The sequence below is a fragment of the Bradyrhizobium sp. McL0615 genome (genome assembly GCF_049993905.1).
Taxonomy (GTDB): Bacteria; Pseudomonadota; Alphaproteobacteria; order Rhizobiales; family Xanthobacteraceae; genus Bradyrhizobium.
In genome coordinates this window covers 3,253,804-3,267,376 of sequence record NZ_CP188254.1, presented here as the reverse complement: position 1 = coordinate 3,267,376, position 13,573 = coordinate 3,253,804, and the positions used below count along the sequence as shown (strand labels likewise).

The 13,573-nt window shown below is 63.3% G+C and carries 12 protein-coding genes; 6 read left to right on the top strand and 6 right to left on the bottom strand.

The window, feature by feature from the left end:
- Positions 1-8: 8 nt before the first annotated feature.
- Together ACPPVP_RS15420 and ACPPVP_RS15415 are read right to left on the bottom strand one after the other, a co-directional pair.
- Positions 9-932 carry a formylglycine-generating enzyme family protein gene (locus tag ACPPVP_RS15420; protein ID WP_426537862.1) on the bottom strand — a complete coding sequence of 308 codons (924 nt, stop codon included), beginning with the start codon at positions 930-932 and terminating at the stop codon, positions 9-11.
- A 90-nt stretch (positions 933-1,022) separates the two neighbouring features.
- Positions 1,023-1,337 (bottom strand): hypothetical protein, encoded by a 315-nt coding sequence (locus tag ACPPVP_RS15415; protein WP_426537860.1) that lies wholly within the window; start codon positions 1,335-1,337, stop codon positions 1,023-1,025.
- A gap of 581 nt (positions 1,338-1,918) precedes the next feature.
- On the opposite strand from ACPPVP_RS15415, the gene ACPPVP_RS15410 reads away from it, so the two are divergent.
- From ACPPVP_RS15410 to ACPPVP_RS15400, 3 genes are all read left to right on the top strand, one after another.
- Positions 1,919-2,221: a hypothetical protein gene (locus ACPPVP_RS15410; RefSeq protein ID WP_426535657.1), complete on the top strand. Its 303-nt coding sequence runs from the start codon at positions 1,919-1,921 to the stop codon at positions 2,219-2,221.
- 18 nt (positions 2,222-2,239) lie between these two features.
- Positions 2,240-3,238, top strand: a complete 999-nt coding sequence (locus tag ACPPVP_RS15405; protein ID WP_426535655.1) for a helix-turn-helix domain-containing protein — start codon at positions 2,240-2,242, stop codon at positions 3,236-3,238.
- A 121-nt stretch (positions 3,239-3,359) separates the two neighbouring features.
- On the top strand, positions 3,360-4,121 hold the full coding sequence (locus tag ACPPVP_RS15400; RefSeq protein WP_426535653.1) for a pentapeptide repeat-containing protein: 762 nt from the start codon (positions 3,360-3,362) through the stop codon (positions 4,119-4,121).
- An 81-nt stretch (positions 4,122-4,202) separates the two neighbouring features.
- On the opposite strand, the gene ACPPVP_RS15395 is transcribed toward ACPPVP_RS15400, so the two are convergent.
- A complete protein-coding gene (locus ACPPVP_RS15395) occupies positions 4,203-5,045 on the bottom strand; it encodes an amidohydrolase family protein (protein WP_426535651.1) in 843 nt (280 codons plus the stop codon).
- Between the two features lie 816 nt (positions 5,046-5,861).
- On the bottom strand, positions 5,862-6,071 hold the full coding sequence (locus tag ACPPVP_RS15390; RefSeq protein ID WP_426535649.1) for a hypothetical protein: 210 nt from the start codon (positions 6,069-6,071) through the stop codon (positions 5,862-5,864).
- A 334-nt stretch (positions 6,072-6,405) separates the two neighbouring features.
- On the opposite strand from ACPPVP_RS15390, the gene ACPPVP_RS15385 reads away from it, so the two are divergent.
- Positions 6,406-6,555, top strand: a complete 150-nt coding sequence (locus ACPPVP_RS15385; protein WP_426535647.1) for a hypothetical protein — start codon at positions 6,406-6,408, stop codon at positions 6,553-6,555.
- Between the two features lie 811 nt (positions 6,556-7,366).
- Here the strand turns inward: ACPPVP_RS15385 and ACPPVP_RS15380 are convergent.
- Positions 7,367-8,554, bottom strand: coding sequence for a helix-turn-helix transcriptional regulator (locus ACPPVP_RS15380; protein WP_426535645.1), 1,188 nt, complete (start codon positions 8,552-8,554; stop codon positions 7,367-7,369).
- 542 nt (positions 8,555-9,096) lie between these two features.
- Here ACPPVP_RS15380 and ACPPVP_RS15375 point away from each other — a divergent pair.
- On the top strand, positions 9,097-10,473 hold the full coding sequence (locus ACPPVP_RS15375; RefSeq protein WP_426535643.1) for a cation diffusion facilitator family transporter: 1,377 nt from the start codon (positions 9,097-9,099) through the stop codon (positions 10,471-10,473).
- 174 nt (positions 10,474-10,647) lie between these two features.
- Here the strand turns inward: ACPPVP_RS15375 and ACPPVP_RS15370 are convergent, their stop codons facing one another.
- Positions 10,648-10,923, bottom strand: a complete 276-nt coding sequence (locus ACPPVP_RS15370; RefSeq protein ID WP_426535641.1) for a hypothetical protein — start codon at positions 10,921-10,923, stop codon at positions 10,648-10,650.
- Between ACPPVP_RS15370 and ACPPVP_RS15365 the strand changes: the two genes are divergently transcribed.
- Complete coding sequence (locus ACPPVP_RS15365; RefSeq protein WP_426535639.1) at positions 10,922-13,459, top strand: autotransporter outer membrane beta-barrel domain-containing protein; 2,538 nt, start codon at positions 10,922-10,924, stop codon at positions 13,457-13,459. The two genes, ACPPVP_RS15370 and ACPPVP_RS15365, sit on opposite strands and share 2 nt — an antisense overlap.
- Positions 13,460-13,573 lie beyond the last annotated feature (114 nt).

The window sequence follows — 13,573 nt, the reverse complement described above, 5'->3', positions numbered from 1 at the left end:
CTGACAAACTATTCCGCAGGCGCCCCCCTCCTCACACAGCGAAACCCGAGATGGCTCGTCGAGGTATCGATCGCTTCCGCATGCCGCGCCGCCGGCCGGTAGCGGCGGCAATAGTTCGGCGCGCACAGATGCGAGCCGCCCTTGATCACCTTGCGCGGGATTTTGATGTTCGGCTGACGCGGGTCGTAGCTGCCGTCTTCGCGGCCGCCACGCGGATTTTCAGGGATACAGCACGCCTTCGGGGCATCCGCCTCGTGCTTCGGCGCGTACCAGTCCGAGGTCCATTCCCAGACATTGCCGATCATGTCGAGCACGCCATGACCGTTGGGCGGAAACGCTGTCACCGGCGAAGTTCGCTCATAGCCGTCGTCGAGCCCGTTCTGCCTGGGAAATTCGCCCTGCCAGGTGTTGGCCATGTGCACGCCACCGGGCGTAAATTCGTCGCCCCAGGCGAACTCCGCGCCGTCGAGCCCGCCACGCGCGGCAAATTCCCATTCGGCTTCGGTCGGCAGGTCCTTGCCCGCCCATTGCGCGTAGGCCAGCGCATCCGAAAACGACACGTGGACGACGGGATGGGTGTCCGACGTATTGATGTTGCTCTTCGGCCCATAGGGATGCCGCCAGTCGGCTCCCTTCATGAACCGCCACCACTGGCTCCAATCGCGCAAGCCGCGCACCGCCTGCGGCGGCACGAACACGAGCGAGCCCGCATAGATCATGTGCGGCAACGCGCCGGGATAATTTTTCGGATCGGGCACGATCTCGGCCTGGGTCGTGTGACCGGTCGCCTTGATGAAGGCCTTGAACTGCCGGTTCGTCACCGGCGTGCGGTCGATCCGGAAGCCATCGACCGTCACGCGATGGACCGGCGCTTCCTCCGGATAGTGGCGGTCCGATCCCATGCGAAAGGTGCCGCCGGGAATCCAGACCATGTCGTCGGATCGGCCATCCTCCGACGGTCGATCGTCGCGCTTGGGATCGGGATTCAGCAGCGTCATGTCGCCCACTCCAGACGCACGCCGTTATGGACAGACGTCCCAAAAACCCTGGGTCCGGCTTGGATCGGTGTAGTACCAGCAGTAGCCGGGTGCCGGCGGCGAGCCGGCCCATGCCGCGGCGGTCGCGGCCGCCACAAACCCGATCGCGGCGCCGGCGGCGATCGCACCGCCCGGACGCCAGTGATAGTGCGCCGGACGTACCCAGTCGCCCGGACGTGCGACACCGGGACGCACCACGGCCCCCCGCCGCAGCACCGTGCGGCTCGCGACATTACCGCGCGGACCGACAACGGTGGTTCGGCGCGCCGCCCCTCCGCGCCAGGCGGCGATCTCGATCATGGAACGATTCTGCCTGAGCCCGCCCTGCAGCGGCCCGCCTGGACCAGCGACCAGCGCTCCGGCAGATGTCGTCGTCAAGACCGTCGCCGTCAGGACAGGCCCGGTCCAGACCACTCCCGCGCAGATTGTATCGCGGAATGTCCGTGATGGATGGCTTCGGAGTGCAAAAGCGGCTGGTTCGGAGCGCATCGCAAGCCTTTCCATTGCCGCTCTCGGCGCACAGCCGAGAAAGCAAACCAGTCAGCCCCGCTTACATATTTTTGCGCCTTGAGGGCGCCATGGCCACCCGGTTTCGAGCAGCCGGGATGTGATGCGGCCAGTTCCACTGTTTCAAGAGGCTAAACTATCCGCCCGCTGAAGTGATGTGCAGTTTGTGCCAATACGAATCGCGCAACATTCCAGGCTTGATCCAGGTTGAACCTGTTCCCGAAAATTAGACGATAATTCTCTGCTTGCGTTCTGCGTGCGACGTCGCGGCGGGCAATCGTCCGCCGCAGATGAAACCCATTGTCGTCGCCCTGAAGTTGTGGCTAAATTTTGTGCTGGAGCGGGGGAATAACGACGTCCTTCGGAGGAATCCGATGCGTTCTGCCTTTTGCATGACGGTGATGGCGATCGCGGCGCTCCCCGTGATGGCGGCGCTTCCTTTGAAGGACCAGGCTGCACACGCCGCCGAAGCCGCGACCGGCGTCTATCTCCTTGGCTCGCGCGGACAGAACGCCGACATCACGCCGCCGCCCGGCGTCTACTTCCAGGACGATACTTATTTCTATAGCGGCAAGATCGGCGGCGGCACGGCGGACTATTTCACGTTGGCGTTTCCGCTGATGGTCGATAGCGGCAGCCAAATTTCCGAAGGCAAGGCGATCAAGGCCAAATTCTAGCAACAGGGATGCCCGGCGATGGGTCGGTCGATCTCGATCAATACGTGCAGCCTCGACAGCTTCGAGGGCCTGCACCAGGCGATCAAGGGATCCCATGTCGAGGTGACGCAGCTCGGCCGCGGAAGATTCCGCGGCGCGCTGAGCCATGTCGGCATCGGGGACTTTTCGCTCAGCATCGGTTCGTTTTCGGTAGGCGTGCGGACCCAACGCATTGCGACCGACGACAAGCTCGTCATCGGGATGCTGCTCAACGCCAGCGAACGCGTCACCCACTGGTCGTTCGATATGCTGCCGGCGGATGTGCTGGTAATGCCGCCAAGCACCGAACATGACGGCAGTTTCCAAGGCGCCGCCGCCTATGCCGCGATCCGCCTCGACCTTGCCGAGGTGACCTCCCTGTTTGCGGGCGAGCCCAGGTTGAGCGACCCCGCGACCTGGTACGTGAAAAACCGCTATCGGGCGCATTCGCCGTCAGGCCTGGCCGCACAGCGGCGATTGCAGCAGATCGTCTCCGGCCTGGCGCGGCAGCGGGTTGGCATGCCGGACGAAGTGGCCGACTTCTGGAAACGGTCGATCATCGATGCGATGGCCGCGACGATTGTCGATGCCCTGCCCGCGGAGAACCGGGGCCCCGTGCCGTCGGCGATGCGTCTGGTCCGAAACGTCGAACACTATCTCGACGAGGCTGGTTCCCGGCCGGTGCACATTTCGGAAATCTGCGCCCAGTTCGCCGTCTCGCGGCGCAGCCTGCATCGGGCGTTCGACGACATGCTGGGTCTGGGGCCGGTCACTTTCCTCCGCCGCAAGCGGCTCTGCGCGATCCACTCTGCGCTGCGGGAGAGCAACCCCGCGACCACCACCATCGGCGAAGTCGCCATGCAGCACGGCTTCATCGAACTCGGGCGCTTCTCGCACTACTATCGGTTGCTGTTCGGCGAATATCCTTCGGAAACGCTTTATATGTCGAAACACGTTGCGCGCACCGTTGACCACCGAAGGTCTCTTGCCACTGGATGATCTCAGCGATCTCCGCCCCACGCGCTTTTTCGGATGGCGGCCCCACCACGATTGGCGGTATCGTTGTGGCGGTGCCGGATGGTCGCGCGCCGCACTCGACGCCTGAGCCAAACGGTATCGCATGGACATCGACGAACTCGCCCGCCGGATCGCCACGGCGAAGCCGATCACCTCCCTGAATGTCAGGGATGACCGCTGGCCGGAGGTCGATTGCGACGGCGCGGTCTTCACCGACTGCGTCTTCGAGGCGGTGCAGTTCTCCTATCCATCCTTCGTGGAGGCGCGGTTCTCCAATTGCCGGTTTGTCTCATGCCGCCTCTCGCATGCGGCGCTGAAAGACGCGGTGTTCGAGACCTGCCAGTTCACCGGTGAAGGTGGCAAGGGATGCTCTTTCGCCTTCAGCGATCTGCAACGGGTCCGGTTTTCCGGATGTGATCTTGCGCTGGCGACCTTCGAAAGAACTGAAATGTTCGCTGTCGAGATGCACGAGTGCAATCTCACCGGGGCGCGCTTCAACAAGGTCGATTTCAGTCGGGCGCTGAGCCGCAAGCAAATCGAGACACGCGCAAGCTTCCACAATTGCAAGATGGATTTGGCCGACCTGGCCGAGACGAAATTACCAGGCTGCAGCCTCGCCGGCAGCCGGCTTCGCGAAGCCGATCTTTCCAGTGCCGACCTCACCGACGCCGACCTCATCAACTGCGATCTTTTCCAGGCCAACCTCTACGGCGCGACCCTGAGAGGGGCGGACCTCACCGGCGCCGAGATCAGCGGACTAAACCTGCTGACGCTCGCCGATTTCAAGGGCGTGCGCGTCACCGACGAGCAGGTGTATCAGTTGCTCGACGCCATGGGTGTCGACGTGCGAACGCGGCAACGCTGATGCGGCTTTCGGGGCGGACGTTTAGCGGCGTGCACGCGCAGCGCGGAGGCGGATTGGCGAGTGCGTCATCCGCCCTCCTCGCTAGCCTTTCTTCGGCGACCAGCCATAGGCCTTGCTGCAGGCCCCGCCCATCAGCATCGCCCGCTCGCTGTCGCTCAGGCGGCTCGTCTTGAGGAACGGCTCGACGGCCTGCTCGTAGTTGACGACGGCGAACGCCCGCGTCCAGTCGGTGCCCCACAGGCAGCGATCGAAACCCCAGGCATCGAACACGCGCGCGAGCGGATCCCAGATGTCGGGATATGGATACGGCTCGCGGGACAGCGTGCAGGCGCCGCTGACCTTGATCACGCAATTCGGACGCTTGGCGAGTTCGAGCACTTTTGGAAGATTAGCCCAGGGCTCGGCCGGCGCCGGCGGCACGCGCGGCTGCAGGATGCCGAGATGGTCGATGATGAACCGCGTGTCGGGATGGCGGTCGATCAGCGCGGTGCCAGCGTCCAGATTGTCCCAGCACAGGATGTTGAGTGGAAAATCGTAACGCACGGCCGCGCGCGCAATCCGGTCGAGGCCGGGATCATCATCCGCGCGCTTCTCCTCCTTCCGCAGCATGACGCGGACGCCAACCGCGCCCGGCGTCTTCTTCCACTCCGCGACGATTTCGGCCACACCGGGATCGTCAGGATCGAGCGGCTTGACGATGGCGAGCCGGCCGGGATGCGCCCGCTGCACCTCCACCGCATAGCTGGAATCGTAGCGGTACAACGAAAACGCCGAGATGAAGATCGCGCCGTCGACGCCAACCTTGTCCATCGCCGCCACCATCTCGTCACCCGTGACGTGATCCGGCCAGTTCGGCACACTGTGCCACGGCCGCTTCGGACTGTTTGCCTCATAGGCATGGACCTGGGAATCGATAATCGCCATCGTCGCCTCCGCTGTTTTGCCGGCGATTTTGGACAATCCGGCCGGCCCGTGTCCAGATGGGGCGGACGCGGCGCTGCAATGCGTTTGGCGGCGTGCAAGCGCGGATCAGCGCGTGGGGCGCAGGCGCAGATTCAACTCCCCCGTGCGAGTGCTGATCGAAGGATGACCATTGAGTCATCGGTTTTGCGAGAGGAACGGCTGGTCGTCATGGCGAGCGAAGCGATGCCATCAACGAGTTCTCGCAATCGAGCCGCACATTCCGACCTTCGACATTCGGGGCGTCCCGGTGGGACGTTCTCTACACGGCTTGGGTGGGCCGATGGTGCCCCAGATCGCACAGGCGATGAAAGCCGAAAGCAGCATGTAAGCGGCAACGTTCGGCTTGGGCCGGATGTCCATTTCGATGCGCCTTTCCGGATAATGACGCGCTGATGCACACCGCAAGCGGTACCACCGACAGGACAATCATATAAAAAAGCGTGGGCTTGGTCTGCGAGTGTCGCCTCTGGCAATACTGATTCCATGACGACGCCCGCTAGTCATACAGCGAGGATACTGCATCATGTCGCGATGTTGTGGCTCCATCCGCGGAAGCACGCAGCCAGATCGTCCCGGCGGCTATGTGAATGATGATAAACGCCACGGCGACGGCCACGAGCCAGCCCATCTCACGGATTCGTGAGGCGCCGGTCCGGTCATCACGTCACCACGCCGTTGGTTGCGAAAGGTGCGATCGGACATGGCCTGGATCAGCGTGGTGGACATCGGTTTCTTTCAAGTATGAAAAGTCGGGAGACGGCGCTTTCGGGCGGGGTATCAATCGCCATTTGAAAAGACGAATGTCATGTCGTGGATCTTCTCCACCGGAAGATTCTTGAGCTTATGGTGCATCTCCGAGAGATCCACGCTCACGCTTCTGGTGGCGCCCACGTCCGCCGCAGCGATCAGACCGGACAAGAAAAACAGTTTCGCGCCGACTACAACCAGCAGGAATATGGTGGCCGCCGCAATAGGATGTACACGCATGACGGGCCTTAAGGTTGCAAGCGCCTAGGATTGGCGATGCGAGATATTAGGCAATCGACCGCAGGTGCCACATCATCGGAAGCAATGAGGCTGTACTGCTGTTGCTGCACCCTCCTGTCTGGGCTGCCCCAGCTCGCCGGCCACCGCCAACCATCCTTCCGGCCGGCCGTTCGCGGGTTTCCGCACATGGCGGGTGATGGCCGATGGTGCATCTCGGAGACATCGATACTCACTCTCTTGGTCGAGCCCGCGTCCGCAGCAGCAATCGGATTGCGATCTTGGATTATCGGTGCTTCAGTCGCGAAGGTTCCCAGAAAAACCGCGACGCTTCGGCTTGCGCTTCGTGCAGGTCGATGCCGATATCGCGGAGAAAATCGGGCTTGTCTCTGAGATCCGTGCGCAACTCTGCCCTGAAACAGGCTCGCTGCCACCACGTGGCAGGCAGGCTGAAGATCGCACCGAAACGCAGATGATCGTCGCCTGATTCAAGCAGTGTATATACGTGCATGACGGTCCTTAAGGCTTGCAAGCGACCACAATTGGCGATGCGAGTGATAGGTAATGGACCGCTAGTGACGCATCATCGGAAGCAATGAGGCCGTACTGCTGTTACCGCACCTTCCTGTCGGGCGGCCTAGTGATAGCGAATTAACGCCGATGTATTGCGCGCAGGTGCGGTGTCTGATGTCTATGATCCGTCACGGCATACGTTAACCACGTAGATGCCCAGCTCATTGGTTTGATGAGCTCGTACGGATCGGTCACCCCTTCTTCCCGCAGCCATGCAAGATCGGCTTCATCTCCGCATTGGGGTCGACGAACTCCGAGTCGCGAGGGATGAATTCTTCGGGGGAAGCGATCAAATGCCTGTTTGGCGCAAGATTCGTTGTGCGTGAAGGCGTCGCGAGGCGCGCAACGCCGACATGATGGAGGCAAAAATGCTTCGCCTTGCCTTCCAATGCAGATCGGGAGCGTGAGGCGCCTGCTGGGCGCAGCGGACCGACAGCGCGTCGGCGGGGGCTTGCATCACGACCTCCAAGATTAGCAATGCAAGATTTAGGCAATCGACCGCAGGCGGCGCATCATCGGAACCAATGAGGCTGTACTGCTGCTGCGCCGCTTGCTGTGGGGCTGGTCCAGCTCGCCGGCCATGGCCGACCGCCTGTTTGCGGCCCGCTGTTTCGCAGGCAATGGCGCACTTCGCGGATGATCGCCGGCATACTTCTGCAAGCGAAGGAACTTAACTCAGATAAAATTGAGCCAGGCCCCTTCGCCCGTACGGTGCGAGTGGCGATTTAGCGACAGGCCGCCTCGAGGGATTGATACACGTCTGCTGTGGAGCCCCGGACCGGCGGGGTCGAGTTCTGCAACAGGCGCAGGAGGTCGGCCTGCCGGGGCGTGTTGGTCTTCGAGAAGATGTGCTGCAGGTGGCTGCGCACGGTCGGCTCGCTGATGCCGAGCATATCGGCCGCATCCTTGCCGCTTAGCCCTTGGGCAAGCGCCAGCAGCACACGGAGCTCACCGCCGGTCAGTCTATATAGTCTGGCAAAGGCCTCGCCCGGCAAGAGTGGCGATTGGACAGGATCCTGCGTGAATACAGCGACCGATGCCGCAAACGGCGCGACAATGCCGCGGCGCTCACCGCGATCGACCGGAAGGAGGGTTGCAACATAGCCAGCGGCGCCGTCCATGCCCGGGATCGCCAGGGAATGTTCGCCCGCCCCCTTTTCGATGTCGTCGCGCGATGCCTCGTCGATGGCCTTCGCCAGCGCCGCGCGCGCCGCGGGATCGGCGGGAAAAATCCGGTTGTTCACGATGCGAATGGAATTGCCGGTTCTGATCTGGCGCTCGGCAGCGGCGTTCATATAGACCACGCGGCCATCCCGTGCGGTGAGGAAAACACCCGCGATGAGTACATCAAGTGTCTTTTCCAGCATTTCCGACCTCAGCGCCCTGATATCGAGCGCATCCGAGATGGTGAGTGCGCGGCAGACGTGCGGCGAAAGCAGCTTGAACAGGCTGATATCGAGCTGCTGGTAATGCGGAGCCTTCTCGCTCCTCCTGGAGGCGTGCATGGAGGCCATGCGGCCTCCGGTCCTCAACGCCGGAAACCAGATCATATCCAGTAGTCCGAACGGCTTTAGTACTTCTCTGTAGAATCGGCTTTCGAACAACTCGGGACCGTCCATAGAGAGGGCGCTGACATGACCGATATCGGAGACGATATCCGCCGCTGCCATAGGGCTTTGTGCATACTGGCTTCCCAGCTTCTCAAGGAATTCCGGCTGGTATCCAAACACGAACAACTGATCATTTTGCACGTGCCGCATATCATGAACGCAAATTCCGCCGCCTGTGCTTTCACACAGATCGGCAATCTTCCGGCAAGTGTCTGGCCACTGATGCGGATCGAGAGCGCAGTCATAGATCGCACCGATCGTATCAGACAACGCCTGGGCCGAGACTCCGTCCAAATCGATCACGTTGAACTCTTTCCGCCCGTGCTGCGATCGATCATGCGCCGAAGGTAGCACGATTGCGCATGGCCAAATTCGCTTTAAAATTCAGTTGGTTCCAATAATCGAACCACCATTTCAGGCAACGGAACCCCGGTCAATACGTAATATTAGTCTAAGTAGGCAGCTTCTTTCGAGCACAACGTGCAGACGAGCGGCGCTGAAGCGTACGGCAAAGCCGTGTGGTTCTGGCACCCGTGGCTGGCGTCAAGCTGGCGGAGGCTGTTCGAATCCCAACCGGGTTCGACCGGCGCAAGCGCCGCAGGATTGCGGAGGCGTATCCACGTCATTGCGAGCGAAGCGAAGCAATCCATTGTCACCCTCGCATGCGGAAGGATGGATTGCTTCGCGGAGCCTGTCATCGGGCGCGCATTCGCGCGACCCGTTGGCTCGCAATGATGGCCTCTCGATTCGGAATAATTCGCAACAAATCGCTCCTGCAAGTGAATGGCAATTGCGTCTCCACCTGTCGGCTTTAATCTTACATGGCCCCCTGCTAAACCGCCGCCATGAGTCATCCCCCCTCCATCAAAACCAATGTCGCGGCGATCTCGATCTTCGCCAGCGCCGGCATGGCGGCGGCGAAATTCGCCGTCGGCATCGCAATCGGCTCGCTGGCGCTGATCTCCGAGGCCCTGCACTCCTCGGTCGACGTGGTCGCCACCGTCATCACCTGGCTGGTGGTGCGGGTGTCCGACGCGCCGGCCGACGAGGAACATCATTACGGTCACGGCAAGTTCGAAAGCCTGTCGGCGCTGTTCGTCATCGCCCTGCTCTACGTGCTGGCCGGCGGCATCCTGGTCGAATCCTGGAGCCGGCTGCGCGAGGGCGCGGCCCCGCCGACGCTCTCGGCGATCCCCTTCGTGGTGCTGGTGATCGATATCGCGGTGAATTTCTGGCGCGCGCGGGCGCTGCATCGCACGGCGCGCGAAACCCGAAGCCAGGCGCTGGCGGCGGACGCGCTGCATTTTGCTTCCGACGTGCTCGGCTCCATCGCCGTCATCATCGGGCTGGTGCTGACCGGTTTCGGCTATGCCTGGGGCGACTCGGTCGCGGCCATCAGCGTCGCCGTGATGATATCGATCCTGGGCCTGCGGCTCGGGCGCTCCACCATCGAAACGCTGCTCGATCGCGCGCCGCAGGGCGTCGCGGAAAAGGCCACCGCCGCGATCGCCTCGGTGCCCGGCGTGGTCGGCGTCGAGCGCCTGCGCGCCCGCATGGTCGGGCCGACGCATTTCATCGACGCCATCGCTGAGGTGCCGCGCACCTACCCGATCGACCGCGTCGAGGCGATCAAGAAAGCCGCGCAGGATGCCGTCAGCAAGGTCCTCGGCGACGCCGACCTCACCTTCACGGCGGTGCCGGTCGCGCGCGACAATGAGAGCGTCCGCGAGCGCATCATGGTGATCGCGCGCAATTCCGGCCTCGCCGTCCACCACGTCACCGTGCACGATCTTGGCGGCAAGCTGACGGTCAGCATCGACCTCGAAGTCGACGGCGATATGGAACTCACCGCCGCGCACGACATCGCCCATGAGCTGGAGCGCAGCATCCGCGAGGATTTCGGCGAGGACGTCGAGGTCGACACCCACATCGAGCCGCTCGAGCCGGAGCTGCCGCACGGCACCGACGCCGCGCCGGCGCGCGTCGAGACCATCAAGGCCGCGCTGTCGCGCTTTGCCGCCGACGGCGCGATCCACGACATCCATAATGTGCGGGTGCGCGACACCGACGCCGGCGAAATCGTTAATTTCCATTGCCGCGCCGCGCCGTCGATGAGCGTCATCAAGGTGCACGAGAACGTCGACGAGATCGAGCGCGCGCTGCGCCGCGCGTTCCCGACCATCAAGCGCGTGATCAGCCATGCCGAACCGCCGCGCGCGTAGCACGTTGCCGCGCAAGCTGCGCCGTTATCCCAAAGCGGATCAGGGGCCCCCCATCCGTAGTAGTACTTGGCAAGGCCGGCATGGTTAAGGATTGGTTAGCCCAAATCGCTTTGTATGCGGGTTCCCGAAATGGAACCGCGACGGGCGCATGGCTAGTTCTTCGGGTTGGCAATTTCAGCACAGCCTCACGGCAACATCCGTCGCGCTCGGAATGGTCCTGGCGTCGACGATGCCATCGCGCGCCGTCGAATTTTGGAACGGCTCCGCCTCGACCAACTGGTTCACCGTCGGCAACTGGTCGGCCATCGTTCCGGATAACACAACCAGCACGAGGATCGACACAGTCACGCCCAACGCGACGGTGATCGGGGCGGCCGGCGCGCAGTCGACCGGTCTCAGGGTCGGCGTTTCTGCCACCGGCGCGTTGACGATCCAGAACGGCGGCACCATGAACAACACCCTGGGCATTATCGCCGACAATGCCGGCTCGGTCGGCACCGCGACGGTGGATGGCGCCGGCTCGACCTGGACCAACAGCTCCGATTTCTACGTCGGACATGCCGGCACCGGCACGCTGACCATCCGCAACGGCGGCGCCGTGAGCAATGTCTACGGCTTCATCGGCAATTTTGCCGGCGCGACCGGTGCCGTCACAGTGGACGGCGCCGGCTCGAGCTGGGCCAACGCCGATCTCAACGTCGGCGCTACCGGCAGCGGCATGCTGACCATCCGCAATGGGGGCGCGGTAACCAATGCCTACGGCGTTATCGGCGCTGATGCTGGCTCGATCGGCGTCGTGACAGTGGATGCCGCCGGCTCGACCTGGACCAATAGCGGCGATCTCCATATCGGCTATACCGGCAGCGGCACGCTGACCATCCGTAACGGCGGCACGGTGAGCAATGGTTATGGCGTTATCGCCGTTGATCCCGGCTCGACCGGCGCTGCGACTGTCGATGGCGCCGGCTCGGCCTGGATCAATCACGGCGATCTCCTCGTAGGTGACGCCGGCACCGGCACGCTGACCGTCCGCAACGGCGCCAGCGTCTCGGCTCCGACCATGTTCATTGCCCCCCAGGCGACTTCGATCGGCACGCTGAATATCGGCGCGGCCGTCGGCCAGGCGGCCGCGGCACCCGGCACGCTCAGCACTGCCTCGGTTAGATTGGGTAGCGGCAACGGCCAGCTCGTGTTCAACCACACCAGCACGAACTATACTTTCGACCCGATCATCATCGGCAGCGGCGCAGGCACGCGAACGGTGCGCGTCGAGGCCGGCACCACCATCCTGACCGCGACCAGCACCTATTCGGGACCGACCATCATCAATGGCGGCACGTTGTCGGTGAACGGCTCCATCGCCAGTTCGGCGGTGACGGTGAATGGCGGCGGTGTGCTCGGCGGCAACGGCACCGTCGGCAACACCACCGTCAACGGCGGCGCGCTGGCGCCCGGCAATTCGATTGGCCTGCTGACGGTGAACGGCAGTCTATCGTTCACTGCGGCTTCGTCCTACATGGTCGAGGTTTCCCCGACCAGTGCCGACCGCGTCAACGTGACGGCAACGGCAGCGCTGTCAGGCGCGACGGTCAACCTGTCCTTTGTCTCTGCGGGGGGAGCCGCCGTCGCCAAGCAGTACACCATCGTCCACACCGCCGGCGGCATCAGCGGCACGTTCGGCGCGCTCGTGAGCAGCAACCTGCCGGCCGCATTCAAGCCGAGCCTCAGCTACGACGGCAGCAACGCCTATCTCAATCTGACGCTCGATTTCATCGGCTTGCCCGGCACGGCACTCAACGTCAACCAAACCAACGTCGCCAACGCGCTGACCAACTACTTCAACCGCAATGGCGGCATTCCGCTGCTCTATGGCGGGCTGACCGCGCCGGGGCTGACGCAAGCGTCCGGCCCGATCGCCACTGTGGTGCAGCCGGCCATAGCGCAGGCGATGACGCAGTTCGTGACCACGATCACCGATGTCTCTGCCGCCGACCGCCGCCTTGGCGGATCGAACGCGACCGGATTCGCCGCAGAGGACGATGTCATGAACGCCTACGCCGCCGTGCGCCTGCGCGGCACGGACGGAGAGACGTTCAGCCTGAAAACAAAGGCAGCGCCACCCGTGCCGGCATTCGAATCGTATTGGCGAGCGTGGGCCTCGGGCTTCGGCGGCGGCCAGACCACCGATGGCAATGCAGTTACCGGATCAAGCACCGCCACCAGCCGCATTTTCGGCGTGGCGGCCGGAGCCGACTACTGGCTGTCGCGGGCGACGGTCGCCGGCTTTGCGCTGGCGGGCGGCGGCACCGGTTTCAACGTGGCCGCTGGCGGCAGCGGACGAACCGACCTGTTCCAGGCCGGTGCATTCATCAAGCACACGGCTGGCCCGGCCTATGTCAGTGCGGCCGCAGCCTATGGCTGGCACGATGTCACGACGGATCGCACGGCAACGATCGCAGGCATCGACCAGTTGCGCGCGCGGTTTGGCGCCAACAACTTCGCGGGCCGCCTCGAAGGCGGCAATCGCTATGTCACACCATGGTTCGGCGGCCTCGGTGTCACGCCTTACGCCGCCGCGCAAGTAATCGCCACCCGCCTTCCCGCCTATGCCGAAACGGTGGTCTCCGGCACCAATGCCTTTGCGTTGTCCTATTTGGCGAGGAACGTGACCGCGCCGCGGACCGAACTCGGATTGCGCAACGACAAGTCCTTTGCCGTAAACGATGCGCTGCTGACATTGCGCGGCCGCGCCGCCTGGGCGCATGACTACAACCCTCTCAGTGCGGCCTCGGCGACGTTCCAGGCCCTGCCCGGCGCAAGTTTCGTGGTGAACGGTGCCGCAGCAGCGCATAACGCGGCGCTGACGACGGCTTCGGCCGAAATGAAATGGTTGAACGGCGTCGCGCTCGCCGCGACGTTCGAAGGCGAGTTCTCCGCCGTCACCCGTTCCTATGCCGGCAAGAGCGTCGCAAGTTACAGGTGGTGAGCGGACCTCACTCGGCATCATCGCGGCATGACCGCCGCGCACCGAACATGCGCTACTGCAGCTCGAATGCCGGCAGGCGTTCCCGTTTCGGACTCGCGCGGCGATGCCTTAATT

Bases quoted from the DNA above. Each gene is read 5' to 3' on its own strand.
- ACPPVP_RS15420 (WP_426537862.1), bottom strand. From the start codon at position 932: ATGGTCTGGATTCCCGGCGGCACCTTTCGCATGGGATCGGACCGCCAC.
- ACPPVP_RS15415 (WP_426537860.1), bottom strand. From the start codon at position 1,337: ATGATCGAGATCGCCGCCTGGCGCGGAGGGGCGGCGCGCCGAACCACC.
- ACPPVP_RS15410 (WP_426535657.1), top strand. From the start codon at position 1,919: ATGCGTTCTGCCTTTTGCATGACGGTGATGGCGATCGCGGCGCTCCCC.
- ACPPVP_RS15405 (WP_426535655.1), top strand. From the start codon at position 2,240: ATGGGTCGGTCGATCTCGATCAATACGTGCAGCCTCGACAGCTTCGAG.
- ACPPVP_RS15400 (WP_426535653.1), top strand. From the start codon at position 3,360: ATGGACATCGACGAACTCGCCCGCCGGATCGCCACGGCGAAGCCGATC.
- ACPPVP_RS15395 (WP_426535651.1), bottom strand. From the start codon at position 5,045: ATGGCGATTATCGATTCCCAGGTCCATGCCTATGAGGCAAACAGTCCG.
- ACPPVP_RS15390 (WP_426535649.1), bottom strand. From the start codon at position 6,071: ATGCGTGTACATCCTATTGCGGCGGCCACCATATTCCTGCTGGTTGTA.
- ACPPVP_RS15375 (WP_426535643.1), top strand. From the start codon at position 9,097: ATGAGTCATCCCCCCTCCATCAAAACCAATGTCGCGGCGATCTCGATC.
- ACPPVP_RS15365 (WP_426535639.1), top strand. From the start codon at position 10,922: ATGAACAACACCCTGGGCATTATCGCCGACAATGCCGGCTCGGTCGGC.
- ACPPVP_RS15370 (WP_426535641.1), bottom strand. From the start codon at position 10,923: ATGGTGCCGCCGTTCTGGATCGTCAACGCGCCGGTGGCAGAAACGCCG.